This window comes from [Acidovorax] ebreus TPSY (assembly GCF_000022305.1).
GTDB classification, from domain to species: domain Bacteria; phylum Pseudomonadota; class Gammaproteobacteria; order Burkholderiales; family Burkholderiaceae_C; genus Diaphorobacter; species Diaphorobacter nitroreducens.
This window is the reverse complement of the sequence record NC_011992.1, coordinates 265,597-290,860: the sequence shown is the minus strand read 5'-3', so window position 1 is coordinate 290,860 and position 25,264 is coordinate 265,597. Positions and strand designations below refer to the sequence as shown.

Here is a 25,264-nt window from a genome sequence, read left to right as displayed (position 1 = left end):
GCAAAGTATAACGCGGACTGCTTTTACAAGCAAGTCCGCGTTGGGGGGTGCCCGGTCCTCAGCGAGGACCGGGACGAAGCAAGCAACAGGAAGGGATTACTGGAGCTTGATTTCGACGTCCACGCCAGCCGGCAAGTCCAGCTTCATCAGGGCGTCCACCGTCTTGTCCGTGGGATCGACGATGTCCATAAGGCGCTGGTGCGTGCGGATTTCGAACTGGTCGCGGCTGGTCTTGTTGACGTGCGGCGAACGCAGGATGTCGAAGCGCTTCATACGCGTCGGCAGGGGCACGGGGCCCTTGACGATGGCGCCGGTACGCTTGGCGGTGTCAACGATCTCGGCTGCAGACTGATCGATCAGCTTGTAGTCGAATGCCTTCAGGCGGATGCGGATCTTTTGCTTGGACATTGTGTATTCCTTCAGTGCTTTGCTGGATTACGCAATGATCTTGGCAACGACGCCGGCGCCCACGGTACGGCCGCCTTCGCGGATAGCGAAGCGCAGGCCTTCTTCCATGGCGATGGGGTTGATCAGCTTCACAGTGATCGACACGTTGTCGCCGGGCATCACCATTTCCTTGTCGGCCGGCAGCTCGATGGAGCCGGTCACGTCGGTGGTGCGGAAGTAGAACTGGGGACGGTAGTTGTTGAAGAAGGGCGTGTGACGACCGCCTTCGTCCTTGCTCAGCACGTACACCTCAGCCGTGAAGTGGGTGTGGGGCTTGATGGAGCCGGGCTTGCACAGCACTTGGCCGCGCTCGACGTCTTCGCGCTTGGTGCCGCGCAGCAGCAGGCCCACGTTGTCGCCAGCCTGGCCCTGGTCCAGCAGCTTGCGGAACATTTCCACGCCGGTGACGGTGGTCTTTTGCGTGTCGCGGATACCGACGATTTCGATTTCTTCGCCGACCTTGATGATGCCGCGCTCGACGCGGCCGGTCACCACGGTGCCGCGGCCGGAGATGGAGAACACGTCTTCCACAGGCATCAGGAAGGCGCCGTCCACGGCGCGCTCAGGCGTGGGGATGTAGGTGTCCAGGGCTTCGGCCAGGCGCATGATGGCGGGTTCGCCCTTGTCGGACTGGTCACCTTCCAGGGCCAGCTTGGCGGAGCCGCGGATGATGGGGGTGTCGTCGCCGGGGAAGTCGTACTTGTCCAGCAGTTCACGCACTTCCATCTCGACCAGCTCGAGCAGTTCCTCGTCGTCGACCATGTCGCACTTGTTCAGGAACACGATGATGTAGGGCACGCCCACCTGACGGGCCAGCAGGATGTGCTCGCGCGTCTGGGGCATCGGGCCGTCAGCGGCCGAGCACACCAGGATGGCGCCGTCCATCTGAGCGGCGCCGGTGATCATGTTCTTGACGTAGTCGGCGTGGCCGGGGCAGTCGACGTGGGCGTAGTGGCGGGTGGCCGTTTCGTATTCCACGTGCGAGGTGTTGATCGTGATGCCGCGCGCCTTTTCTTCAGGGGCGTTGTCGATCTGGTCGTAGCCCTTGGCTTCGCCGCCGAACTTCTTGGACAGCACCGTGGCGATGGCCGCCGTCAGCGTCGTCTTGCCATGGTCCACGTGACCGATCGTGCCCACGTTCACGTGGGGCTTGGTACGTTCAAACTTACCTTTTGCCATTTTCGAACTCCAAAAGAGCAATGCCTGTGTGAGGGTTTAACGTCTGCATCCGGTTGCTGGTTCGGCCCGCACAGTGCAACAGGACGGCACCGGATCGCAGATTGCAAGAAACTTGCTAGAAAAACAGGAGCTGCTTGCGCTTGATGGACAAGCGTTAGCAGCTCTTTTTGCTTATATGCCCGGCTTACTTGGCGCGAGCCGCAACGATGGCTTCGGACACGTTGCGCGGTGCTTCGGCGTAGTGCTTGAACTCCATCGTGTACGTCGCGCGACCTTGCGTCATGGAGCGCAGCTGCGTGGCGTAGCCGAACATCTCGGACAGCGGGACTTCGGCCTTGATGGCCTTGCCGCCGCCGACCATGTCGTCCATGCCCTGCACCATGCCACGACGGCTGGACAGGTCACCCATCACGGTACCGGCGTAATCCTCGGGCGTCTCGACTTCCACGGCCATCATGGGCTCGAGGATGACGGGGTTGGCCTTGCGAGCCGCTTCCTTGAAGCCGAAGATGGCGGCCATCTTGAACGCCTGCTCGGACGAGTCCACGTCGTGGTACGAACCGAAGGTCAGGCGCACCTTGACGTCCACCACGGGGTAACCCGCCAGCACGCCGGAGGTCAGCGCTTCGATCACGCCCTTCTCCACCGCAGGGATGTATTCGCGAGGAACCACACCGCCCTTGATTTCGTCGACGAACTCGAAGCCCTTGCCGGCTTCTTGCGGCTCCAGCGTGAACACCACGTGGCCGTACTGACCCTTACCACCGGATTGGCGCACGAACTTGCCATCCACATCGGTGACGGTCTTGCGCACGGTTTCGCGGTAGGCCACCTGGGGCTTGCCCACGTTGGCTTCCACATTGAACTCGCGCTTCATGCGGTCCACGATGATTTCCAGGTGCAGCTCGCCCATGCCGGCGATGATGGTCTGGCCCGATTCTTCGTCGGTGCGCACGCGGAACGACGGGTCTTCGGAGGCCAGGCGCGACAGGGCGATGCCCATCTTTTCCTGGTCGGCCTTGGACTTGGGCTCCACGGCCTGTGCGATCACGGGCTCGGGGAACACCATGCGCTCCAGGATGATGGGGTTGTCCACGTCGGACAGCGTCTCACCCGTGGTCACGTCCTTCAGGCCCACGCAGGCAGCGATGTCGCCAGCGCGGATTTCGTCCACTTCGATACGCTCGTTGGCCATCATCTGCACGATACGGCCGATACGTTCCTTCTTGCCCTTGACCGAGTTGAACACGGTGTCGCCCTTGGAGAGGACGCCCGAGTACACACGCACGAAGGTCAGCTGACCCACGAACGGGTCGGTCATCAGCTTGAACGCCAGCGCGGAGAACTTCTCGCCGTCGTCGGCCTTGCGGGCCAGTTTCTTCTCTTCGTCGTCGGGGTCGGTGCCTTCGACGTCAGGAATGTCCACGGGCGAGGGCAGGTAGTCGATCACAGCGTCCAGCATGCGCTGCACGCCCTTGTTCTTGAACGCCGTGCCGCACAGCATAGGCTGGATTTCCACGGCCAGGGTACGGGCACGCAGACCGGCCTTGATGTCCTCTTCCGACAATGTACCTTCGTCCAGGTACTTGTTCATCAGCTCTTCACTGGCTTCCGCCGCAGCTTCCACCATGTTCTCGCGCCACTTCTCGGCCGTCTCCTTGACTTCCGCGGGAATGTCGGCGTATTCGAACTTCATACCCTGGGAAGCCTCGTCCCAGATGATGGCCTTCATCTTCAGCAGATCGACCACACCCTTGAAGTTGTCTTCGGCACCGATCGGCACCACCACGGGCACGGGGTTGCCCTTCAGGCGGGTCTTGATCTGGTCCACCACCTTGAAGAAGTTGGCGCCGGTACGGTCCATCTTGTTCACGAAGGCCAGGCGGGGCACCTTGTATTTGTTGGCCTGACGCCAAACGGTTTCCGACTGGGGCTGCACGCCACCCACAGCGCAGTACACCATGCAGGCACCATCGAGCACGCGCATGGAACGCTCCACCTCAATGGTGAAGTCCACGTGGCCGGGGGTGTCGATGATGTTGAAGCGATGCTCGGGGTAGGACATGTCCATGCCCTTCCAGAAGCAGGTCACGGCCGCCGAGGTGATCGTGATACCGCGCTCTTGCTCCTGCTCCATCCAGTCGGTCGTGGCGGCGCCATCGTGCACCTCGCCCAGCTTGTGGGTCACACCGGTATAGAACAGGATACGTTCGGTCGTGGTGGTCTTGCCCGCGTCGATGTGGGCGGAAATACCGATATTGCGATAACGCTCGATGGGGGTTTTGCGAGCCATGATGAATCCTTGGTTGATCGCTTTGGGGATCCGATCGCGCATCGATAACGCGCGACCTTTGATGACAGGGCCTCAATCAACACAGGCCGCCGCGTGCTTCAGCACGTCAGCGGCCTTTATCGTGTACCGAGGTGAACCCTTGATGACTTCCGTTTGATTAGAAACGGAAGTGGCTGAAGGCCTTGTTGGCTTCGGCCATGCGGTGCACTTCGTCACGACGCTTCATGGCGCCACCACGGCCTTCGGTGGCTTCCATCAGCTCGTTGGCCAGGCGTTGGGCCATGGACTTCTCGCCGCGCTTGCGGGCGGCTTCCTTGATCCAGCGCATCGACAGGGCCAGACGGCGCACGGGACGCACTTCCACGGGCACCTGGTAGTTCGCACCGCCCACACGGCGGGACTTCACTTCGACCATCGGCTTCACGTTGTTGATGGCCGTGACGAACACTTCCAGAGCATCCTTTTCAGGCTGCTTCTGGGAGATCAGATCCAGGGCGCCATAAATGATGCGCTCTGCAACTGCTTTCTTGCCGCCTTCCATGATCACGTTCATGAATTTGGACAGCTCGACATTGCCGAACTTGGGATCCGGCAGGATTTCACGTTTGGGGACTTCGCGACGACGTGGCATTTTTTACCTCTATCTTTGCTTCAGTTGGCACCGTTCCCGGCACCGCGAGAGCCATTCAGGACTCCCACTTACTCGACCCGCGCAGAACACCTGCGTTTAGGGTCACTACGCTGTGTCACCGCGCCACGCGGGAACAGCACCGAAAAATCTCAGACCGAAAGGTCCAGGGCTTACTTGGCCTTGGGCTTCTTCGCGCCGTACTTGGAGCGGGCCTGCTTGCGATCCTTGACGCCTTGCAGGTCAAGCGAACCGCGCACGATGTGGTAACGCACACCGGGCAAGTCCTTCACACGACCGCCGCGCACCAGCACCACGCTGTGCTCTTGCAGGTTGTGGCCTTCACCGCCGATGTAGGAGATCACCTCGAAACCGTTGGTCAGGCGCACCTTGGCGACCTTACGCAGAGCGGAGTTAGGCTTCTTCGGCGTCGTGGTGTACACACGGGTGCACACGCCACGGCGCTGGGGGCAGTTTTCCATAGCAGGGCTTTTGGATTTGACAACTTCGACCGTGCGGCCCTGACGCACGAGTTGGTTAATGGTTGGCATTAATACGTCCCTAAACGTGAATTGCTATAAAAAGCGAAAACGTGAAACCCTTCGGAAATTCCGAAAAGCCTTCTAATGTACCAGTTTGGAAGCGGACAGGCAATCCGGGGACGATGAACCCCCGGCTGAGCCGCCTCCAAAGCGTGGCGATTACTTGATCCAGAGGCGAATGGCGTCCCAGGCACGGCCGAAGATGCCGGCCTGTGCCACATCCTCCAGCGCCACCAGGGGCACCTCGGCCACCTGCTGCTCACCCAACTTCACCTTCAGCGTGCCGATGGCCTGTCCCTTGGTGAAGGGCGCGACCAGCGGGTCCTTGCGCACGATCTCGGTCGTGACCTTGCCCGCGCTGCCCGAAGGCACGGTGATCACGATGGCTTCAGGGCGGCCGATCTTGAGGGTGCTCTGCGTGCCCTTCCACACGGCGGGCGTGGCGGCAGCCTGGCCAGCGTCGAACAGCTTCACCGAATCGAACGCCGTGTAGCCCCAGTTCAGCAGCTTCTGGCTCTCGTTGGCGCGGGCGTTCTCGCTCGCGGCCCCCAGCACGATAGACAGCAGGCGGCGCTGCCCCACATTGGGAAACTCGCGCTTGGACGTGGCGACCAGGCAATAGCCCGCGGCGGCGGTGTGGCCGGTCTTCAGGCCGTCCACCGATGGATCGCGGAACAGCAGCATGTTGCGGTTGTTGCTGTTGGAGGCGGGTGTGCCCTCGTAGCGGTACTGCTTGGTCGAGTAGTAGTGCATGTACTCGGGGAAGTCCTGCATCAGCCGGGTGGCCAGCGTGGCCAGGTCGCGCGCGGTGGTGGTGTGGCCGGGCTCCGTCAACCCCTCGGGGTTCTTGTAGGCGGTGTTCGTCATGCCCAGCGCCTTGGCCTGCTCGTTCATCAGGCGCACGAAGTTTTCCACCGTACCGCCCACACCTTCGGCCAGGGCCACGGTGGCGTCGTTACCCGACTGCACGATCATGCCCTTGAGCAGGTCGTCCACCGGAACCTGCATCTTGGGATCGATGAACATGCGCGAACCCGGCATCTTCCAAGCGCGCTCGCTCACCGGCAGGCGCTGCTCCAGCGTGATCTTCTTGGCGCGCAGTGCGTCAAAGACCAGATAGCCCGTCATGAGCTTGGTCAGCGAAGCCTGCTCAACCGGCGCGTCGATGTCCTTGGTCGCCAGCACCTGGCCGGCCGTCACGTCCACCAGCATGTAATTGCGGGCGGCGATCTCCGGCGGTTGGGGCACCTGCGCCCAGAGGATGGCGGGGGCCATCAGGGCGGCGCAGGCAAAGGTTCGCAGGGAGGACAAAAGAGACTTCATGGTGGGAACAGGCACTCGGGAAACGGGAGAAGAAATGGGCCGACCGCATGGCCGGCACAAGAGAAAGGTGCCGCGCCGTCAGGGCGCGGATTGCAGGTGGCGCATGACCAGGCCCTTGAGCAGCGGCAATTGTCCGTGAAAGAAATGACCGCCCCCAGGCACAACCGTAACCGGCAGTGTCTGCGGGCGCGCCCAATCCATCACAGCGGACAGGGGCACGGTGTCATCGGCTTCGCCGTGCACGACCAGGGTGCGCAGATGGGCCTCGGCGGGTACGTCGGCCACCTTGAACCGGCTGGCCGCCGTGCCCACGAGCACGGCACGCTCCACCGCACGCTCACCCCACACGCGCGCCAGCGCGTGGCTGGTGACGAAGGCGCCGAAGGAGAAACCCGCGAGGGCAATCGGCACGGCGCCAGGCCCCTCGGGCGCCACCTGGCGGACGACGGCCAGCAGATCCTCCAGCTCACCGCGCCCTTCGTCATGCACGCCTGCGGTACCGCCGACGCCGCGGAAGTTGAAGCGCACGGCCGTCCAGCCGCAGGCCACAAAGGCGCGCGCCAGGGTTTGCACCACCTTGTTGTCCATGGTGCCGCCGAAGAGCGGGTGGGGATGGGCGATCACCGCCACGCCGCGCGGCGGTACGCCGTCGGCCGCGGCATCGCGCGCAGCCTCGATGGCACCCGCGGCGCCCGTGAGGGTCAGGCGTTCGGTCTGGGCATTCACGTTGCTATCCAATCAAGAGCTGCCCGCGCTGGATGGGAAAGCGCTGGAGCCCAAAAACACTACAAAGAGGGTAGTGAGCGCAAATCAGCGGCCAAGTTCCGGCGGCGTGAGCAAGCGCTCGACCACCACGCCGTTCTTGAGGTGCGACTCCACGATCTCGTCGATGTCGCTCTCATCCACGTAGGTGTACCAAGTCCCTTCGGGATAGACCACGGCGATGGGGCCACCGGCGCAGCGGTCCAGGCAGCCCGCCTTGTTCACGCGCACCTTGCCGGGGCCCATCAGGCCTTGCTGCTTGACCAGCATCTTGCAACGGTCAAACGCCTGCTGGGCGCCATGGTGGGCGCAGCAGTTCTCGCCGTTCGTGCGCTCGTTCAGGCAAAAGAAGATGTGGCGCTGGTAGTACTGGGGGGTGGTGTCGCTCATGGCACGATTCTAGGAGTCGCCATCGCGGCGCGACACCCGCAATACCACATAGACGAGTGCCCCATAGGGCCAGAGCCAGCCCAGCCACTGCCCCAGGCCGTAGAAGCGGATGAAGCGCCCCTGCTCCCAGGCCTGCAGCGTCTGTGCGAAGTAGGCGCTGGTGGGCGCCTGGTTGAGCAGGTTCAGGTGCAGCATCAGCGCCAGCAGCAGTAACGCCGCGCAGCCGCGCCGCGGCACGGCCGCCATCGCCAGGGCCGCCCCCAGGGCAACAAGCACGCCCATGCGGGCCGGCAGCGTGAGCCACTCCCAGGCGTGCGTGGGCCCGTAGCTCAACAGCGACGACAGCGCCGTCACGCCCACGCCCACGGCGGCCGTCGCCAGTGCGAAGGCCATGCGGCGCCCCGCATGGCGCATGACGCAGTAGCCCAGCAGGCAGGGGATCAGCAGCCCCAGCGCGACGGCCATGAGCTCCGCGCCCGGCGACAGTGGCTCCAGCGGCGCCTCGCGCACGGGCAGCCACTGCAGAAACGGCGTGTCCTGCAGCGCGTCGATGAGCGCGGCCTCCAGCCGCTCCCACATCTGCCCCAGGCCAAAGGGCAGCGCCGCCGGGAACAGCAGTGCCCAGGGCCACAGCGCCAGTAGCACCAGCGCGCCGCGCGCATGCGGAACGAACCAGCGCTCGCGAAAGCGGCTCCAGTGCGCAATGGCCCCGAAGCGCTCCAGCAGCGCGGCCGCCAACGCTCCCAGCAGCGCACCGGTCGCGTTGAGCGCGAAGTCCATGTTGGACGGCACCCGCCGCGGCAGGAAGATCTGCAGGTATTCCATGCTCAGCGACAGCAGCGCACCCGCCAGTGCCGCCAACGGCACGGCCGCGCGCGGCCAGCCAGAACGCAGGCCCGCCAGGGCCAGCAGGAACCCCAGCGGGGCATAGCCCGCGATGTTCATGTTGACGTCGAACCAGGTCCAGTACGGCGGCGGGATGCGCGCCGAGAAGAACACCCAGGGCGAGATTCCCTGCTCGCGCCACCCGTCGAACGGGAACAGGCTGGCGAAGACGATCAGCGCCGCGTAGATGAGCGCCAGAGGCCAGGCGGACGTCTTGTGCATGCCCTCTCAACCACCTCGTGCCGTGGCCGCTGCCGCCCGCCGCGCGCCGCCCCCATTGCGAGGGAACGAAGCCGGGCAACGCTGCAGCCGCTGCATCTCAGAACGGCTTGACGACCACCAACACCACGGCGACCAGCAGCAGCAGCACCGGCACCTCGTTGAACCAGCGGAACCAGCGGTGGCTGTGCTGGTCCGCGTTGGAAGCCAGCCTGCGCAGCAGTACGGCGCAGGCGTGGTGGTAGCCCACCACCAGCAGCACCACGGCCAGTTTGGCGTGCAGCCAGCCGTTGCCCGGCCCCTTGCCGATGCCGTAGCCCAGCCACAGCCACAGGCCCAGCGCGATGGCGGGGACCGACAGCAGCGTTGTGAAGCGCAGCAGCTTGCGCGCCATGAGCAGCAGGCGCTCCCGCTCGGCCACCGACCCGGGCGCCACCATGGCCAGGTTGACGAAGATGCGCGGCAGGTAAAACAGGCCAGCAAACCAGCTGGCGACGAAAACGATGTGAAAGGCTTTGACCCAGAGCATCGGCGCAGTGTACGTGGCGGTGCCGGCGCTGCATTACCCGGTCGGGACACGGAACCGCCATGAGGCAAAAAAATGCCCGGAAATCCGGGCGGAAAACCCCGCCGCGTCGCAGGCAGCGGGGCCCGCTCAGGGAGGTGAAGCGGGGGGCGGAGGGGCCGCCCAGGGCCAATCTAGCACCCACCGCCAGGGTGCGCAAGATGGAGCGTCCGCTAGGGACGGTTCGGCGCCGTTGCCTGGCGCGCGGAGTCGTCCGCCGCCTCGCCCGCGCCGTCGCCCGCTTCTTCACCCAGCGTCTGTGTCAGCGCCACGCGCAAGGCGCTGGCCATCTGCTGCGCATCCGGCGCACGGGCACTGAGTTCGGCGCACGAAACGGTGCGCGCGCGCAGTGCAGCTTCGTCGCCCTGCTGGTCCAGCGCCTGGCACAGCAACGCCCAGTCCGGGGGCGTGACCAGGGTGCCCGCCACCAGCAGCACGCCGGCGCGCTGGCGCCGCTGGGCCAGGCCGACCAGCTTGCGTCCGGCCGCGTCCACCACTTCCCACGGTGCAAGGCTGCTGTAGCAGGCCCAGGGCACCACCGGCCCACCGCGGGCGTTGGCAGCGGCAACCTGATCGGGCGGCAACGCCCGCGCCGCCACGCCCCACGGGGCCAGTACCTGCGCATGCAGTTGGCCCAGCCCCTGGTAGCTGTCGGGCAGGCGGCCCTGCACCCAGGGGTGCGATGGCGGCAGCACCACCGAACAACTCACCATCCACGGGCCGCACAGCACCGCACCGCCGCCCGAGGGGCGCTGCAACAACTCCATGCCGGGCGCCAGGCGCGCGCGTGCCCCGTCCAGATAGGCGCGCTGCGAGCAGCCCAGCACCACCGCGGGCGTTTCGTAGGTCCACACGCGCCAATAGGGCCGCGTCACTGCGGTTTGCATGTACCGCTGGTTCCAGCGGTGCTCCTGTGCTGCGGTGGTGATGGCGCACTCCTGGCGAGATGGCAAGTGGCACAGGCTACCACCAGCGGCCACGGGCAGGCCCGCGCAAGGATGAGCGCAGGGGTGGAGCCCGGCATGGGAGTGAAGGACAATCGACGCCATGCATCTGTCCAGCCCCACCCCCTTTCCCGCCAATCGCCCGCGCCGCCTGCGCCGCGATGCATTCACCCGCAACCTGGTGCGTGAGACCGTGCTCACGCCGCACGACTTCATCTACCCGGTGTTCGTGCACGAAGGCTCCAACCTGAGCGTACCCGTGGCCTCCATGCCCGGCGTGGAGCGCCTGAGCCTGGACCTGCTGTTGCCCGTGGCTGAAGAGTGCGTGAAGCTTGGCATCCCGGTGCTCGCGCTGTTTCCGTCGATCGATGCGGCGCTCAAGACGCCCGATGGCAAGGAGGCGCTCAACCCCGACGGCCTGATCCCGCGCGTGGTGCGCAAGCTCAAGGCCGAATTCCCCGACCTCGGCGTGATGACCGACGTGGCGCTGGACCCCTACACCAGCCACGGCCAGGACGGCCTGCTGGACGACACCGGCTACATCCTGAACGACGAGACCGTGGAACTGCTGGTAGGCCAGGCCCTGACCCATGCCCAGGCCGGCGTGGACATGGTCGCGCCCAGCGACATGATGGACGGGCGCATCGGCGCCATCCGCGAGGCGCTGGAGGCCCACGGCCAGATCTACACCCGCATCATGGCCTACAGCGCCAAGTACGCCAGCGCCTTCTACGGCCCGTTCCGCGACGCGGTGGGCTCGGCCGCCAACCTGGGGCGCAGCAACAAGAACGTCTACCAGATGGACCCGGCCAACACCGACGAGGCCCTGCGCGAGGTGGCGCTGGACCTGGCCGAGGGCGCCGACATGGTCATGGTCAAACCCGGCATGCCCTACCTGGACGTGGTGCGCCGCGTGAAGGACGAGTTCAAGGTGCCCACCTTCGCCTACCAGGTCAGCGGCGAGTACGCCATGCTCAAGGCCGCCGCCGCCAACGGCTGGCTGGACCATGACAAGGTGATGATGGAGTCGCTGCTGGCCTTCAAGCGCGCGGGTGCCGACGGCGTGCTGACCTACTTCGCGCTGGACGCCGCGCGTTTGCTCGCAAAATAATAGCTGCTTGCGCTTGCCCCATAAGCGCTGGAGGCCGATTTGACCCTAACCCCGCAGGCGATCCGCATCTTCCACCTGCAGCCCGGCGCCCAAGCGCGGGAACTGCCCGAGCTGCCCACCCAGCCGCCCGCGCGGGGCTTTTACTGGATCGCCTGCACACGTGCGGCGTTCAGCACCGAACTGCCGCGCCTGCAGGGCGTGCTGCAGGCGCTCACGGGCCAGCAGCTGGTGGACCTGCACGTGTCCGACCTGCTCAACGCCCAGCTGCCCTCGCATTACGACTACACCTCGCAGTACGACATGCTGGTGGTGCGCCGCCTGAGCGCATCGCTCGCCCCCGCGGCCGCCCCGCTCATGCCGGCGGCGGCGCGCGGCGGCCCGCCCGTACTGCGGCGCATCGACACCAGCCCCGTGGGCTTCGCGGTGTTCGACCAGGTGCTGCTGTCGGTGCACCCGGCCGACTGCTCCGTGCGCGATGCCTACGCGGCGCGCCTGATCACCCCACCGGCTCCGACGACGACGCCCCCGCCCGAGGCGCCCAAAGACAGCGCGCCGCCCACCACGCCCGCCGAAGCCGTGGTGCGCGAACTGCGCACCGGCCCTGTGGCCGGCACGCGCCTGCCCGCCAGCCCGGCCGACCTGATGCTGCGCATGGTCAACCAGATCGTGGACAACTACCTGGACCTGCGCCGCGAGCTGTCGCGCCAGCTCGACCACTGGCAGGCCGAGCTGCTGCAGCCACGCACACGCTTCAACAACTGGCGCGCCCTGATGGACGCGCGCCTGACCCTGCACCAGCTCGACGAGATCTGCGAAGACCAGCGCGCCGCCGTGCAGGCCTGGTGCGCGGTGCTGGAGACCTGGGCCCCCTCGTCGGACACGCCGGCGGCCCTGCGCGAGCTGGACCTGCTCAAGGTGCGCAGCCGCGACGTGCTGGAGCACATCGAGCGCGTGGTGCACCACGTGCGCCGGCTGGAGCAAAGCACCGAGGCCACGGTGCAGATGCACTTCTCGGCGCAGAGCAACCGCACCAACGACATCATGCGCACGCTCACGGCGCTCACCGCCGTGTTCCTGCCGCTGAACCTGATCGCCGGCATCTTCGGCATGAACTTCGAGTTCATCCCCTTGGTGCACAAGCAGGACGGCTTCTGGTGGGCCATGGGCAGCATGACCGCCACGGCCGTCGGCCTCACGCTGTTCTTCTGGCGCAAGCGCTACCTGGCGCGCACCGGCCAGGGCTGACCCCTTCGCCGCACGCGCGGCTGCACGGCCACGCCGCCCCAGCTTCCAGCAGGGTTTTGTTTTACTGCTTTGACAATGATTGATCAGTCAACTATTGTCACGGCATGAATTTACCTTCCGTTCCGCCCCCCCTGTCGGCGGATGCCGCCTGCCCGCTGTCCGACCCGGAGTTGCCGGTGCCGTTCGAGATCGAGCGCAGCATCGGCTTTCAGATGCGGCGCATCACCACCCTGCTGGGGTATGAGGTGGAGCGTCGCATGGAGCCCCTGGGCCTGACCGACGCGCAGTGGAAACCCCTGCTGCGCCTGCTGCTGGACCCGCCCGGCACCGCCGCGGCCCTGGCGCGCATGTGCCACCTGGACGCGGGCGGCCTCACGCGCCTGCTGGACCGGCTGGAGGCCAAGGGCCTGTGCCAGCGCGAGCGATCGCAGGAAGACCGCCGCGTGGTGCATGTCGCGCTCACGTCGGAGGGCCAGGCCGTCGCCGCCCAGCTGCCTGCCCTCCTGGGCGAGGTGCAGGACCAACTGCTGCAGGGTTTCTCCGCCGAGGAAGAGGCGCAGTTGCGCGACTTCCTGAAACGCATCTACGCCAACGTACGCCCTCCAGAAGGCGGGCCATAGGCACCAGCGCCTGGGCCTTGCAGCCCGCCCCGTTTGCCCTTTGCCGAGAGACCACAACATGAAAAACCACCTCTCACCCTCCAGCGCCCCGGCGCTTATTCCTGCGACCGCGCCCCGCGGCAGTGCGCTGCTGTATGGCGCCACGCTGGCCGTCGCGCTGCTGGCCCTGCCTCTGCTGTCGGGCTGCGCCGACATGGCGGGTATCGACTCCCACGCCCGGATGCGCGACCCTGCCTCCCTGGGCCTGGCCGCTGCGCCCTCATCCAGCGCAGATTCTGCTGTGCAGCCGCAGACTGCGGTCTCCGCCGACTGGTGGCGCAGCTTTGGCGATGCGCAGCTGGATGCGCTCATCACCCAGGCCCTGCAAGGCAACCCCGGGCTGCAGCAGGCCGCCGCCCGCATCGCGCGCGCCGAGGCCTTTGCCGACACCGCCCGCGCGGCCCAGAGCCCGCAGGTCAACGGCAGCCTGGACGCCACGCGCCAGCGCTACAGCGCCAACGGACCCTACCCCCCCGGCCAGGCCGGCGCCGTTCGTAGCGTGGAAACCGCCCGCCTGTCGGGCAGCTGGGAGCTGGACTTCTTCGGCAAACACCGTGCCGCCCTCGCCGCCGCACTGGGCGAGGCCCAGGCCGCGCGCGCCGACGCCGAGGCCGCGCGCCTGCTGCTCGCGAGCCGCGTGGCGCAGGGCTACTTTCAGCTGGCACGCTTGCAGGCCCAGCGCGCCGTGGCCGAGCGCACGCTGCAGCAGCGCACCGAAATGCTGCAACTGGTGCAGCGGCGCGTGCAGGCCGGGCTGGACACCCAGCTGGAGCTGCGCCAAAGCGAAGGCGCCCTGCCCGAAGCGCGCCAGCAGATCGAGGCGTTGCGCGAGCAGGAAGCCCTGGCACGCAACGCGCTGGGCGCGCTGATTGCAGACCCCCAGACGGCCCAGACGCTGACCCCACAAGCGCTGGCAGCTATCCATTTTTCAGAAACCCCCGCCGCCGTGCCCGCCGACCTGCTGGGCCGCCGCCCCGACGTGGCGGCCGCGCGCTGGCGCGTGGAAGCCGCCACCCAGGACATGGGCGTGGCGCGGGCGCAGTTCTATCCCAACGTGAGCCTGACCGCCTTCGTGGGCCTGGCCAGCGTGGGGCTGGACCGTTTCATCGAGGCCGGCAGCCGTGAATGGGGCGTGGGCCCTGCGCTGCGCCTGCCGATCTTCGATGCCGGCCGCCTGCGCGCCAACCTGCGCGGCAAGGCGGCCGACCGGGACGCCGCCGTCGAAAGCTACAACGCCGCCCTGCTGGAAGCGGTGCGCGACGCGGCCGACCAGCTGGCCAGCAGCAGCTCGATCGCACGGCAGATCGCGGAGCAGCACCAGGCCGGCGAATCCGCGCAGGCCGCCTATGGCATTGCGCGGCGCCGCTATGAGGCAGGCCTGGGCACCTACCTGCAAGTGCTGTCGGCCGAAAGCCAGGTGCTGGCCCAGCGCCGCCTGGCCGTGGACCTGGCCGCGCGGCGGCTGGACAACCAGGTGGGCGTGATGCGCGCCCTGGGCGGAGGCTATGCGGCCACGCCGCCGCCCACGGCGCAAGCCCCGCAAGCGGCCCCCACGGTGGCGGCCGCCCGCTGAATTCGCCCCCCATTCCCCCTTTTTCGCCCTTGTCCACCATGACCGCAACTCCCTCCACCCCTTCCACCGCGTCGAAGGCTTCCCGCCGCAAGGCGCTGTTCACCCTGGCTGGCGTCGTCGTGCTCGCCGGCTGCGCCTGGGGCCTGTACGACTGGCTGGTCGCCAGCCACTACGAGCACACCGACAACGCCTACGTGCAGGGCAACGTCATCCAGATCACGCCGCAGACCGGCGGCACGGTGATGTCCATCCTGGCCGACGACACCGACTTCGTGCGCGCTGGCGCTGCGCTGGTGCAGTTGGACCCGGCTGACGCGCGCGTGGCGCTGCAGCAGGCCGAGGCCAACCTGGCGCAGGCCGTGCGGCAGACACGCACGCTGTACGCCAACAACAGCGCCCTGGCCGCGCAGGTGCGCCTGCGCGAGGCCGAGGCCGCACGCGCCCAGGCCGAGATCGCGCGCGCCGAGGACGACCTGCGCCGCCGCCAGGCCCTGACCGGCGAGGGCGCCGTCTCGCAGGAGGAACTGCGCCACGCGCAGAGCCAGCTGCAGACCGCGCGCACGCAGTTGGCCGCTGCGCAGGCGGGCGTGGCCGCCGCGCGCGAGCAGCTCGTCAGCAACCAGTCGCTCACCCAGGGCGTCGCCGTGGCGCAGCACCCCAGCGTGCAGGCCGCAGCCGCCAAGGTGCGCGAGGCCTACCTGGCCGATCGCCGCACCGCCCTGCCAGCGCCCGTGGACGGCTACGTGGCGCGGCGCACGGTGCAACTGGGCCAGCGCGTGGCCGCGGGCACGCCGCTGATGACCATCGTGCCGCTGCGCGAGGTCTGGGTGGACGCCAATTTCAAGGAGAACCAGCTGCGCAACCTGCGCCTGGGCCAGCGCGCCACGCTCGTCGCCGACCTGTACGGCAAGAAAGTGGAATACACCGGCACCGTGGCCGGGCTGGGCGTGGGCACGGGCGCTGCCTTCGCGCTGCTGCCGGCGCAGAACGCCACCGGCAACTGGATCAAGGTGGTGCAGCGGGTGCCCGTGCGCATCGCGCTGGATGCCGGGCAGCTGGCCGAGCACCCGCTGCGCGTGGGCCTGTCGATGAACGTGAGCGTGGACACGCAGGACCGCAGCGGCCCGGCGCTGGCCGATGCGCCGCGCAAGGAAGCGGTGGCCAGCACGGCCGTGTACGACGCGCTGGACAAGGGCGCCGATGCCGACGTGGCGCGCATCATCCGCGCCAACCTGGGCACGCTCTGAGCCGACGCGCATGACCGCACCCGCACACACACCGCCGCTGCCGCCACCACCCCTCACGGGCAGCGCCCGGCTGTGGGGCACGCTGGCCCTGTCGGCGGCCACCTTCATGAACGTGCTGGACACGTCGATCGCCAACGTGTCCCTGCCCGCCATCGCGGGCGACCTGGGCGTGAGCCCCACCCAGGGCACCTGGGTGATCACCAGCTTTGCCGTGGCCAACGCCATCGCGGTGCCGCTCACGGGCTGGCTGTCGCAGCGCTTCGGGCAGGTGCGCCTGTTCGTGGCGAGCGTGGCGCTGTTCGTGATCGCGTCGCTGCTGTGCGGCCTGGCGCCGAACATGACGCTGCTGATCGCCGCGCGCGCGCTGCAGGGCTTCGTGGCCGGGCCGATGATCCCGTTGTCGCAGTCGCTGCTGCTGTCCAGCTACCCGCGCGCGCTGGCGGGGCTGGCCATGGCCATGTGGTCCATGACCACGCTGATCGCGCCGGTCATGGGGCCGCTGCTGGGCGGTTGGATCACCGACAACATGACCTGGCCGTGGATCTTCTACATCAACGTGCCCGTGGGCATCGCCGCCGTGATGGTCACCTGGGGCATCTTCCACCAGCGCGAGACCGAGCAGCGCGCGCTGCCCATCGACTCCATCGGCCTCGCGCTGCTCGTGATCTGGGTGGGTGCCATGCAGGTCATGCTGGACATCGGCAAGGAGCACGACTGGTTCGAGTCGCCCTGGGTGGTGGCCTGCGGCCTGGTCGCGCTGGTGGGCCTGGTGGCCTTCGTGGTCTGGGAGCGTGGCGAGGACCACCCCGTGGTGGACCTGGCGCTGTTTCGCATCCGCAATTTCTGGGCCGGTGCGCTGGCCACCTCCGTGGGCTACGGGCTGTTCTTCGGCAACGTGGTGCTGCTGCCGCTGTGGCTGCAGCAGTACATGGGCTACACCGCCACGCAGGCCGGCGAGGTGATGGCGCCCGTGGGGCTGCTGGCCATGGTGCTGTCGCCCCTGGTGGGCAAGAACATCGCCAAGGTGGACCCGCGCCGCTTTGCCACGCTGGCCTTCCTGGTGTTTGCGCTGGTGCTGTGGATGCGCTCCAATTTCAACACCCAGGCAGACCTCGCCACCATCATGGTGCCCACCATCATCCAGGGCGTGGCGATGGCGTTCTTCTTCATCCCGCTGGTCACGATCACGCTGTCGGGCATTGCGCCCGACCGCATCCCGGCGGCCTCGGGGCTGTCGAACTTCATGCGCATCACGGCCGGCGCGGTGGGTACGTCCGTCACCACCACGCTGTGGGAGCGGCGCGCCAGCCTGCACCATGCCCAGCTGACCGAAGGCCTGCACCAGGGCCACCTGCCGTTCACGCAGGCGCTGCAGGGCCTGCAGGCCGGGGGTCTCACGCCCGAGCAGGCACTGGCCCAGGTGGAGCGGCTGGTGAACCAGCAGGCCTTCATGCTTGCGGCCAACGACATCTTCTATGCCTCGGCCCTGCTGTTCCTGCTGCTGATCCCACTGGTGTGGCTGGCCCACCCCACGCGCGCTGCCAGCGGCAGCGCCGACGCCGCGGCGGGTGCGCATTGAGCGGCGATGTCGATGCGAAAACGCTATCAATAATCTAGCTGCTAGCGCTTACCAGGTTGGCGCTAGCAGTGATTTTCTCTATAAATTTCAGCCGACGTGCCGTGCCAGGAAGGCGAGCGTGCGGTCGCGCGCGGTCATGGCGGCGGCCTCGTCGTAGCTGGCGCGCTGGTCACAGTTGAAGCCGTGGTCCGCCGCGTACACATGCACCTGCGCCTCGGGGTGCGCGCGGGCAAAGGCCTGCACGCTGTCCAGCGGGATCCACTGGTCGCGCTCGCCAAAGTGCGCCAGCACCGGCACGCGCGGCTGGCGCGCCACCTCGGCGGGCGTGGTCATGCCGCCGCCGTAGTAGGGCACGGCCGCGGACAGCCCCTGCAGCATGCAAGCCGCGCGCCAGGTGAGCAGCCCGCCCCAGCAAAAGCCCACCACGCCGACCTTGCAGTCGCTGTGCCGCGCGGCATAGTCGATGGCGGCCTGGATGTCAGGCATCACGCCCGGCGCGGGCAACCCCTCCACGGCGGCCTTGAGTGCCCGGCCGGCCTTCATGTCGGCATCGCTGTAGCCCAGGTCCACGCCCTTTTGCACCCGCGCGAAGGTGGACGGCGCCACCGCCAGGTAGCCGCGCATGGCCAGCCGGTCGGTCACGGCGCGGATGTGGGCGTTGACGCCGAAGATCTCCTGCAGCACCACCACCGCGCCGCGCGGCGCGCCGTCGGTGCGCGCCACCCAGGCGGGGGCCGTGAATCCGTCGCTGGCGGTAAGGTCCACCCACTGTCCCATGTCGTGTCTCCTGAGGCGTTGAGCGAAGGGAATGCAGGCGCGGGGACGATACGCGTCAGCGCCGCAAACCTGTTCCAATGCGCCATTCTTGCAGGAGTCACCCGTACATGGACAAGATTGTTCTGATCACTGGCGGCAGCCGGGGCATCGGCGCTGCCGCCGCCTTATTGGCCGCGCAGCGCGGCTGGGCCGTGGCCATCAACTACCTGCGCCACGCCGAGGCCGCGAACGGCGTGGTGCGCCAGATCGAGGCCGCGGGCGGGCGCGCCATCGCCGTGCAGGCCGATGTGGCGGTGGAGGCCGACGTGGTGACTCTGTTCGAGACCGTGGACCACCGCCTGGGGCGCCTCACGGCACTGGTGAACAACGCGGGCGTGGTGGACCGCCCTGCCCGCGTGGACGAAATGCACGGCGAGCGCCTGCGGCGCATGTTCAGCATCAACGTGCTGGGCGCCTTCTACTGCGTGCGCGAGGCGGTGCTGCGCATGAGCACGCGCCATGGCGGCGCCGGCGGCAGCATCGTCAACGTGTCCAGCATCGCGGCCCGGCTGGGTGCACCCCATCAGTACGTGGACTATGCGGCGTCCAAGGGCGCGCTGGACACGCTCACCATAGGCCTGGCGCACGAGGTGGGCGGCGAGGGCATCCGCGTGAATGCCGTGCGCCCCGGCCTGATCGACACCGATATCCACGCCAGCGGCGGCCTGCCCCACCGCGTGCGCGACCTGGCAGGCCAGGTGCCCATGGGGCGCGGCGGCACGCCCGAGGAAGTGGCCGAAGCCATCGTGTGGCTGATGTCGGACGCGGCCAGCTACACCTCGGCCACGCTCATGGACATTGCCGGGGGCCGCTGATGGACTTGAAGCCGCTCATCACGCTGCTGGCCATCGTGAATCCATTGGCCATCGTGCCGTTCTTCATCCACTACACCAGCGGTTTCAACGCCGCGCAGCGCCGGCGCACCGTCCAGGTGGCGGCGTTTAGCGCGTTTTGCGTGATCGCGGCCTGCGCGCTCGTCGGCCTGCAGATCCTGGACTTCTTCAACATCTCGCTGCAGAGCTTTCAGGTGGGCGGGGGCATGCTGCTGCTGATCAGCGCCATGAACATGCTCAATGCGCAGCCAGCCGAGGCCAAGCCGCACACCCACGAGCTCGAGCAGGGCGCCGAAAAGGCGGCTGCGGGCAGCAGCATCGCCGTGGTGCCGCTGACCATCCCGCTGCTCACGGGGCCGGCGGCCATGTCCACCGTGGTGATCTACGCCGACCGCGCGCAGAGCATCTGGCAGCACCTGGCGCTGGTGGGCTACGGCGTGGTGGTGGGCGCGGCCACGGCGCTGTGCTTTGCACTGGCCGAGCCCATCGAGCGCGTGCTCGGCAAGACGGGCATCAACGTGATGACGCGGCTCATGGGGCTGATCCTCGCGGCGCTGGCCGTGGAGGTGATGGCCGACGGGCTGAGCAAGCTGTTCCCGGTGCTGGCCGCGCGTTCATAGCGGTCAGGCCGTGGCCTCGATGCGGTTGCGCCCCGCATGCTTGGCGCGGTAAAGGCAACGGTCCACCGTTTCCAGGAACCGCTTGGAGTCATCCTGCGTGCCGGGCAGGGCCGTGCCCATGCCCACGCTCACCGTGAGCTGCTGGCCCAAGGGCGAAGCCGCATGGACGATACCGGCGTGGGCCACCTCCTGCATGCAGCGCTGCGCCACCGCGCGCGCGGAAGATGCATCCGCGCCGGGCAGCAGCAGCACGAACTCCTCGCCCCCGTAGCGCGCCAGGCAGTCGCGCGGGCGGTGGGCGGCCTGCTGCAGCGCGCGGGCCACGCGCCGCAGGCACTCGTCGCCCTCCACGTGGCCGTACTGGTCGTTGTAGCTCTTGAAGAAATCCACGTCGAACATCAGCAGCGACAGCGGCTCGCCGGTGCGCTGCGCCTCCTGCCATTCGCGCTCGTACACCGCGTCGAACTTGCGGCGGTTGTTCACACCCGTGAGCCCGTCGCGGAATGACAACTCCTGCAGCTCCTGCTGCAGTTGCAGCAGCTGGTGTTCGTTCTGCTTGCGCTCGGTGATGTCGAACATGAAGCCCACGAGCGACACCACATTGCCCTGCAAGTCGCGCACCACATGCACCACGTCGCGGATCCACACGTAATCCCCGCCTGTGGTGAGCGCGCGGTAGTCCGCCTCGTGGTCCACGCCCGACTGGGATTGCGAAATGCAGAAGTTGACCACCCGGTCCCGGTCGTCGGGGTGCATGCGGTCGGCCCAATCCTGCACGGTGCGCCAGCTGGTGGGCGCCCAGCCCAGCAGGTCCTCGATCTGCGGGCCGATGTAGGCAAAGGTCGCCGTGGCCCAGTCGATCTTCCACGGAATGGCGCGCGTGGATTCGAGCAGGGTGCGATAGAGCGCGCTTTCGGGTGGTTCATGCGGCGTCATGGGGGCTCCGGCTGGCCGTGAAGACGCAGCAAGCTTAGCAGGGCGACGCGACAGCAACCGTGGCGGGCACGGGGGGACACCACGCCGCACCACTCCTGCACAACCCGTCGCCAAACGCCACCCGCACCCGGCGCGGCGCCGCACCGCCCTAGTTTTGCAATTCTGCTGAGCCGGCCGATCGTTCAGGCCACGGCGGCGGGCTGGGCGGATGTGTCGTCACCCGAAGAGCAGGCCCCACCGCAGCCGTGGATCAGATCGTCGGGCAGCGCGCCCGGCTTCTGCACGCTGCCCGTGGCGGGGTCGAAGCCCACGCGGCGCAGGTGCTGGGCGAGGGACGCGTCCATGGCGTCCGTATGCTGGGGGAACCATACGGCCAGCTCTGCAGCCATCTCGCGCAGGACATGCAGCTCGCCCTGGCGCGCGCGGTCGGTGCCCTCGCGCATGATCTTGAGCACCACTTGGTGCTGCGTGCTGTGGCAGTTGCCCGCGGCAAAGCGGGTGGCCTGCATCCAGCGGTCCTCCTGGGCGAAGTGGGCGTCGGTGTGCGCCACCAGGTCTTCCCAGGCACCGATAAGCGCCGCGTCATCGGCGCTCTCCACGGCCTGCAGCAGTGCCACGAATTCCTGGTGCGTGTGGTCCATCTGCGGCAGATCCAGTGCGAGTTCCTCGGACCATTGCAATGCGGCCATGGGCGGTCTTTCCTTCCTGTGCGGCGTTGTGAAGCGGCGCGAGCTTAAGAAAAACCGCCACCGGCGGTATTGACACATGTCATGTCGGTGCCGCTCGTGGGGACAAAAAAAGCCCCGCCAGAGGCGGGGCTGCACGTGTTTGCCGGTTTATTGGCCGTGGGTGCGCTTGGCATCGGCCACGCACTTGTCCTTGGCGTCACCGCTCATGGTGTCGCAGCGCTCCTTCGCAGCCTTGTAGTTGGCTTCGCGCTGGGCCTCTGCGGCGTCCTTCTTGGCCTCTGCGACATCGGCGCGCTTCTCGGCGGTGGAGTCGGCGGGCTTGGCCTGCGCGCGCTGCACCTTGGCATTTTCCTTGGCGGCCACATGGGCGGCCTTGGCGTCCTTCACGCAAATGTCCTTGGCGTCGCCCTTCTGGTCGTCGCATTTTTCCTTGGCCACTTCATAGTCAGCGTCGGCACGGGCCTCGTTCACGTTGTAGGTGGCCTTGTCGCTGGGCTTGTACTGGGCTTCCAACTCGGCCTTGGCCACCTTCTCGCGGCCCTTGGCCTCCTTCATGCAGACGTCCTTGGCGTTGCCCTGCAGGGTGTCGCACTGCGCCTTGGCGGCCTTGTAGTCAGCGCCGATGCGGTCCTTGCCGGCGTTGTATTCCTCCTTGGTCATGGCCATGCCCGAAGTGGCCATCAGGGCAGCGGCCGCCAGGGCCAGAAGATTGCGTGCGTTTTTCATGGAATGTCCTCCAGATGAATGTGATGGAAATTGGATCCCGCAGGGCGCGCGAGTCGTGCCCCTGCGGCGCGTTGCGTCAGTCGTAGCGGAAGTCGGGGTTGCGCTGTTCCCAGCCCTTGAGCTGTTCCTCGGCTGCCTCCCGGGCCAGCCCGTGGCGCTCCTGCAGCTTGCCCAGCAGCTGGTCGCGCTTGCCGGCGATGACGTCCAGGTCGTCGTCGGTCAGCTTGCCCCATTGCTCCTTCACTTTGCCCTTGAACTGCTTCCAGTTGCCTTCAATGCGGTCTTCGTTCATACGTCACTCTCCTGTGGCGGTTGTTGAGGGATCGCCTGCCTGGCCCCTGTACAGCGCCGGGCATTGCGAGGCGATGAATGGACTCTAGGCAGGTGCCCGGCGGCAGCGCGTCGGTGCGCGCACGCAAGCCGCGTCAGCCCAGGGCGACAGCGGCATGTAGGCCTCCGCCCCGTCGCCGGTGCGCGGTGGGCAAAAAAAAAGAGACATGCGCAGCATGTCTCTGGGGGTGGGAAAGGCGCAGGCGCTCAGCGGCCGGACTGCTCCACCCATGCGGCCAGCTCCTCGGCCACCTGGGCCGCCGCATCGGCCAGGGCCTTGGCGCCGCCGGCGGCATCGGGCGTGGCGGCATCGCGCCGCGCCACGAACACCCGCTGCGTGACCAGCGTCTCACCCGCGGTGCTCGCGTCGGCCAGCACGGCGCGCACACGCACCAGGCCGGCGCTCGCCTGGGGCGCGCCGAACACATGGCTGAACTCCTCCAGTTCCAGGCGCAGCACGCTGGGCATGCGGCCGCGCTCCAGCAACACGGCCATGCCGTCGTCGCCTGAGAGCACCGCGCGGCGCTGGCCCAGGCGCTCGCGCACCGCCTGGTGCAGCAGCACGGCGGGTGGCAGGCTCCAGCGCGCCTGGGTGTAGGGGCGCAGTTGCTGGGCGTTGGTATAGGCCAGCCGGTACAGCAGCGCGGTGCTGCCCTCGGGCAGGCCCGTGGCGGTCACCTCGGCCAGCGCGATCGGCGGCAGCGGCGCGCTGGCCGCGGGGCCCGGCGCCTGCAAGGGACCGGGGCCGAAGTCGTACACATCGGCGCGCACCGGCGGCTCGGGGAGGATGGAGCAGCCCGCCATCAGCGCCATAAATGTGAAGCCAAAAATGGCTTTAACGCTTATCTGGTGAGCGCCAACAGCTATCATTTTGATAGTCATCATAAGGTCCTTGCAATGCGTCAGGGCTGCGCTGCGGGAGCGGTGAAACCGGGCTCGCCGGGCCCCGCGGCCGAGCGGCCTGGTCCATAGATGAGCGACTGCGGGTTGTCGTTGATGCCCGAGGCCGTGCGGCCCAGGCGGCGCGCGGCGCGCGCGGTCTCGTCGGCCGCATGGTTGATGCGCGGCAGCGTGACGCGGCCGAAGCGGTCGGCCGCGCCGGCCAGCGACTTGGCGCCCGCGGCGATCTCGTCGAGCGCGCCGCCCTCGGCCTGCAGCGTGCGGATGGCCTGGCTGACGTCGTTGGCGGCCGTGGCCGCGCTGCTGCCCGCCTGGCGCAGCGCCTGCAGGGTCTGCTGCGTGTCCTGCACCAGCGGCGGCACGCCCGCCAGCGCGGGGTCCAGCCGGGTGGTCACGGTGTTGTCCAGGCGGCGCGCGAGCTGGTCGATGCTGCCCGCCGCGTCGCCCAACTGCTTCAGTGCTGTGGAAAAGCGCTGCTGGTTCTCGTCGCCCAGCAGGGTGTTGATGCGCTGCGTGGCCTCCTGCACCTGGCCCAGGATGGCCGGGCCCTGCTCGGCCAGTTGGCTGAACGAGGAGCTGTGCAGCGGCAGGCGCGGCAGCCCGCTGGCGCCCGGCGGCGGCGCGGGCAGCGGCGCCTCCGCGTCGTCCAGCTGCACATGAGCCAGGCCCGTCACGCCCTGGTAGCCCAGCGTGGCGAAGGTGGTGGGGCTGATGGGCGCGTCCGCATTCACGGCGATACGGATCAGCACGTTGCCCGCGACCTGCGGGTCAAAACCGATGTGCGTGACCTTGCCTACGGCCACGCCCTTGTAGCGCACGGCTGCCTGGGGCTGCAGGCCGCTCACGCTGTCCTTGCTGGACAGCTCGTAGAGCTGGTAATCGGTCTGGTCGCGCGTGAGCCACATGCCGAGGCCGGCCAGCAGCGCCGCCACGGCGATCACGAAAATGCCTGCGGCCAGGGCATGGGACTTGTTTTCCATCAGGCTTCCTTGGACGAAGAAGCGGCGGGCGGCTGGGCCATGGCACGGCGGCCGCGTTCTCCGAGAAAAAAGTGGTGAATGAAGGGATGGTCGAAGCGCGCGACCTCCTGCGGCGTGCCGGTGACGATGACGCGCCGGTCGGCCAGCACGGCCACGCGCGTGGACAGGGCGTACAGGGTATCCAGGTCGTGCGTGACCATGATCACCGTGAGGCCCAGCGCCGCATGCAGCTCGCGCAGCAGCGCGCAGAACTCGTCGGAACTGCTCGGGTCCAGCCCCGCCGTGGGCTCGTCCAGCAGCAGCAGCGGCGGGTCCATGATGAGCGCGCGCGCCAGGGCCACGCGCTTGATCATGCCGCCCGAGAGGTCCGCCGGCATGCGCGTGGCGTGCTCGGGCTTGAGCCCCGCCAGGCGCAGCTTGACCATGGCCGCGTCGTTGACCAGCGCGGGTGGCAGCGTGCCCAGCTCGCGCAGCGCGAAAGCAATGTTGTCCAGCACGTTGAAGGCCGAGAACAGCGCCCCGTGCTGGAACAGCATGCCCACGCGGCTGCTGGCGCGCTCGCCGCCGACCAGCTCAGCCGCCGAGCGGCCCAGCACCTCCACACTGCCGCGTGTGGGCCGCGTGAGCCCCAGGATGTGGCGCAGCAACACCGTCTTGCCGGTGCCCGAGCCTCCCACGAGCGAGAGGATCTCGCCGCGCTGCACGGTGAGCTGCAGGTCGTCGTGCACCGTGAACGCTTCGTCACCCCGGCCGAACACCGTGGCCAGGCCGCGGATGTCCACCACCGGCGGCTCAACCACGGCCCGGGTGTCGGCGTCTGCGGCGGGGCGGGTGGCATCCATG

27 protein-coding genes are annotated in these 25,264 nt (G+C 67.8%); 8 read left to right on the top strand and 19 right to left on the bottom strand.

What is annotated here, in order from left to right; genetic code table 11:
• Positions 1-96 precede the first annotated feature (96 nt).
• The 11 genes from rpsJ to DTPSY_RS01290 all read right to left on the bottom strand — a co-directional run bounded on the left by rpsJ (position 97) and on the right by DTPSY_RS01290 (position 10,186).
• Positions 97-408 carry a 30S ribosomal protein S10 gene (rpsJ, locus tag DTPSY_RS01340; RefSeq protein ID WP_003059431.1) on the bottom strand — a complete coding sequence of 104 codons (312 nt, stop codon included), beginning with the start codon at positions 406-408 and terminating at the stop codon, positions 97-99.
• A gap of 27 nt (positions 409-435) precedes the next feature.
• Entirely contained in the window at positions 436-1,626 is a 1,191-nt protein-coding gene (gene tuf, locus DTPSY_RS01335) for an elongation factor Tu (protein ID WP_012655361.1), read from the bottom strand.
• A 184-nt stretch (positions 1,627-1,810) separates the two neighbouring features.
• On the bottom strand, positions 1,811-3,919 hold the full coding sequence (gene fusA, locus DTPSY_RS01330) for an elongation factor G (RefSeq protein ID WP_012655360.1): 2,109 nt from the start codon (positions 3,917-3,919) through the stop codon (positions 1,811-1,813).
• 157 nt (positions 3,920-4,076) lie between these two features.
• Positions 4,077-4,550, bottom strand: a complete 474-nt coding sequence (rpsG, locus tag DTPSY_RS01325; protein ID WP_011803739.1) for a 30S ribosomal protein S7 — start codon at positions 4,548-4,550, stop codon at positions 4,077-4,079.
• A 170-nt stretch (positions 4,551-4,720) separates the two neighbouring features.
• Positions 4,721-5,098, bottom strand: coding sequence for a 30S ribosomal protein S12 (gene rpsL, locus DTPSY_RS01320; protein ID WP_003059441.1), 378 nt, complete (start codon positions 5,096-5,098; stop codon positions 4,721-4,723).
• 150 nt (positions 5,099-5,248) lie between these two features.
• Positions 5,249-6,412, bottom strand: coding sequence for a D-alanyl-D-alanine carboxypeptidase family protein (locus DTPSY_RS01315; protein WP_012655359.1), 1,164 nt, complete (start codon positions 6,410-6,412; stop codon positions 5,249-5,251).
• 78 nt (positions 6,413-6,490) lie between these two features.
• A complete protein-coding gene (locus DTPSY_RS01310) occupies positions 6,491-7,138 on the bottom strand; it encodes an alpha/beta hydrolase (RefSeq protein WP_012655358.1) in 648 nt (215 codons plus the stop codon).
• An 84-nt stretch (positions 7,139-7,222) separates the two neighbouring features.
• Positions 7,223-7,564, bottom strand: coding sequence for a (2Fe-2S) ferredoxin domain-containing protein (locus DTPSY_RS01305; RefSeq protein ID WP_011803736.1), 342 nt, complete (start codon positions 7,562-7,564; stop codon positions 7,223-7,225).
• 9 nt (positions 7,565-7,573) lie between these two features.
• Positions 7,574-8,671 carry a VanZ family protein gene (locus DTPSY_RS01300; protein WP_012655357.1) on the bottom strand — a complete coding sequence of 366 codons (1,098 nt, stop codon included), beginning with the start codon at positions 8,669-8,671 and terminating at the stop codon, positions 7,574-7,576.
• Between the two features lie 97 nt (positions 8,672-8,768).
• Positions 8,769-9,197: a CopD family protein gene (locus DTPSY_RS01295; protein ID WP_011803734.1), complete on the bottom strand. Its 429-nt coding sequence runs from the start codon at positions 9,195-9,197 to the stop codon at positions 8,769-8,771.
• A 209-nt stretch (positions 9,198-9,406) separates the two neighbouring features.
• Complete coding sequence (locus DTPSY_RS01290) at positions 9,407-10,186, bottom strand: lipoate--protein ligase family protein (protein ID WP_238526556.1); 780 nt, start codon at positions 10,184-10,186, stop codon at positions 9,407-9,409.
• A 94-nt stretch (positions 10,187-10,280) separates the two neighbouring features.
• Here DTPSY_RS01290 and hemB point away from each other — a divergent pair, with 94 nt between their 5' ends.
• From hemB to DTPSY_RS01260, 6 genes are all read left to right on the top strand, one after another.
• On the top strand, positions 10,281-11,288 hold the full coding sequence (hemB, locus tag DTPSY_RS01285) for a porphobilinogen synthase (protein WP_012655355.1): 1,008 nt from the start codon (positions 10,281-10,283) through the stop codon (positions 11,286-11,288).
• A 39-nt stretch (positions 11,289-11,327) separates the two neighbouring features.
• On the top strand, positions 11,328-12,533 hold the full coding sequence (locus DTPSY_RS01280) for a magnesium transporter CorA family protein (protein WP_012655354.1): 1,206 nt from the start codon (positions 11,328-11,330) through the stop codon (positions 12,531-12,533).
• A gap of 104 nt (positions 12,534-12,637) precedes the next feature.
• Positions 12,638-13,153: a MarR family winged helix-turn-helix transcriptional regulator gene (locus DTPSY_RS01275; RefSeq protein WP_012655353.1), complete on the top strand. Its 516-nt coding sequence runs from the start codon at positions 12,638-12,640 to the stop codon at positions 13,151-13,153.
• Positions 13,154-13,211: 58 nt separating this feature from the next.
• Positions 13,212-14,765, top strand: a complete 1,554-nt coding sequence (locus tag DTPSY_RS01270; RefSeq protein ID WP_012655352.1) for an efflux transporter outer membrane subunit — start codon at positions 13,212-13,214, stop codon at positions 14,763-14,765.
• Positions 14,766-14,803: 38 nt separating this feature from the next.
• Positions 14,804-16,012 (top strand): HlyD family secretion protein, encoded by a 1,209-nt coding sequence (locus tag DTPSY_RS01265; RefSeq protein WP_012655351.1) that lies wholly within the window; start codon positions 14,804-14,806, stop codon positions 16,010-16,012.
• A gap of 10 nt (positions 16,013-16,022) precedes the next feature.
• Positions 16,023-17,591 (top strand): DHA2 family efflux MFS transporter permease subunit, encoded by a 1,569-nt coding sequence (locus DTPSY_RS01260; protein ID WP_012655350.1) that lies wholly within the window; start codon positions 16,023-16,025, stop codon positions 17,589-17,591.
• 87 nt (positions 17,592-17,678) lie between these two features.
• On the opposite strand, the gene DTPSY_RS01255 is transcribed toward DTPSY_RS01260, so the two are convergent.
• Complete coding sequence (locus tag DTPSY_RS01255; RefSeq protein ID WP_011803726.1) at positions 17,679-18,368, bottom strand: dienelactone hydrolase family protein; 690 nt, start codon at positions 18,366-18,368, stop codon at positions 17,679-17,681.
• Positions 18,369-18,475: 107 nt separating this feature from the next.
• Between DTPSY_RS01255 and DTPSY_RS01250 the strand changes: the two genes are divergently transcribed.
• Positions 18,476-19,222 carry an SDR family oxidoreductase gene (locus DTPSY_RS01250; protein WP_012655349.1) on the top strand — a complete coding sequence of 249 codons (747 nt, stop codon included), beginning with the start codon at positions 18,476-18,478 and terminating at the stop codon, positions 19,220-19,222.
• Positions 19,222-19,860 (top strand): MarC family protein, encoded by a 639-nt coding sequence (locus tag DTPSY_RS01245; RefSeq protein ID WP_011803724.1) that lies wholly within the window; start codon positions 19,222-19,224, stop codon positions 19,858-19,860. Before DTPSY_RS01250 ends, DTPSY_RS01245 begins: the two co-directional genes overlap by 1 nt.
• A 3-nt stretch (positions 19,861-19,863) precedes the next feature.
• Here DTPSY_RS01245 and DTPSY_RS01240 read toward each other — a convergent pair whose 3' ends face one another.
• The 7 genes from DTPSY_RS01240 to DTPSY_RS01210 all read right to left on the bottom strand — a co-directional run bounded on the left by DTPSY_RS01240 (position 19,864) and on the right by DTPSY_RS01210 (position 25,263).
• On the bottom strand, positions 19,864-20,796 hold the full coding sequence (locus DTPSY_RS01240; RefSeq protein ID WP_012655348.1) for a GGDEF domain-containing protein: 933 nt from the start codon (positions 20,794-20,796) through the stop codon (positions 19,864-19,866).
• Between the two features lie 182 nt (positions 20,797-20,978).
• Complete coding sequence (locus tag DTPSY_RS01235; RefSeq protein ID WP_012655347.1) at positions 20,979-21,485, bottom strand: hemerythrin domain-containing protein; 507 nt, start codon at positions 21,483-21,485, stop codon at positions 20,979-20,981.
• A 147-nt stretch (positions 21,486-21,632) separates the two neighbouring features.
• Positions 21,633-22,211: a hypothetical protein gene (locus DTPSY_RS01230; protein ID WP_012655346.1), complete on the bottom strand. Its 579-nt coding sequence runs from the start codon at positions 22,209-22,211 to the stop codon at positions 21,633-21,635.
• Positions 22,212-22,287: 76 nt separating this feature from the next.
• Entirely contained in the window at positions 22,288-22,503 is a 216-nt protein-coding gene (locus tag DTPSY_RS01225) for a CsbD family protein (protein WP_011803720.1), read from the bottom strand.
• A 245-nt stretch (positions 22,504-22,748) separates the two neighbouring features.
• A complete protein-coding gene (locus DTPSY_RS01220; protein ID WP_041838773.1) occupies positions 22,749-23,426 on the bottom strand; it encodes an ABC-type transport auxiliary lipoprotein family protein in 678 nt (225 codons plus the stop codon).
• 17 nt (positions 23,427-23,443) lie between these two features.
• Positions 23,444-24,421, bottom strand: coding sequence for an MlaD family protein (locus DTPSY_RS01215; RefSeq protein WP_012655343.1), 978 nt, complete (start codon positions 24,419-24,421; stop codon positions 23,444-23,446).
• Entirely contained in the window at positions 24,421-25,263 is an 843-nt protein-coding gene (locus tag DTPSY_RS01210) for an ABC transporter ATP-binding protein (RefSeq protein ID WP_012655342.1), read from the bottom strand. Before DTPSY_RS01210 ends, DTPSY_RS01215 begins: the two co-directional genes overlap by 1 nt.
• Position 25,264: the final 1 nt, after the last annotated feature.